Genomic DNA, 458 nt, shown 5'->3' with positions numbered 1-458 from the left:
GTGACTACACGGGTATCTAATCCTGTTTGCTCCCCACGCTTTCGCACCTGAGCGTCAGTCTTCGTCCAGGGGGCCGCCTTCGCCACCGGTATTCCTCCAGATCTCTACGCATTTCACCGCTACACCTGGAATTCTACCCCCCTCTACGAGACTCAAGCTTGCCAGTATCAGATGCAGTTCCCAGGTTGAGCCCGGGGATTTCACATCTGACTTAACAAACCGCCTGCGTGCGCTTTACGCCCAGTAATTCCGATTAACGCTTGCACCCTCCGTATTACCGCGGCTGCTGGCACGGAGTTAGCCGGTGCTTCTTCTGCGGGTAACGTCAATGAGCAAAGGTATTAACTTTACTCCCTTCCTCCCCGCTGAAAGTACTTTACAACCCGAAGGCCTTCTTCATACACGCGGCATGGCTGCATCAGGCTTGCGCCCATTGTGCAATATTCCCCACTGCTGCC

At 54.8% G+C, this 458-nt stretch carries 1 rRNA gene; it reads right to left on the bottom strand.

Going from position 1 to position 458, the window contains the following annotated elements:
- Positions 1-458 (bottom strand): 16S ribosomal RNA (locus H6A61_RS15420); the annotation flags it as partial.

Source organism: Bacteroides caecigallinarum (assembly GCF_016901995.1).
Taxonomy (GTDB): Bacteria; Bacteroidota; Bacteroidia; order Bacteroidales; family Bacteroidaceae; genus Phocaeicola; species Phocaeicola cellulolyticus.
This window is presented reverse-complemented; position numbering and strand designations above follow the sequence as displayed.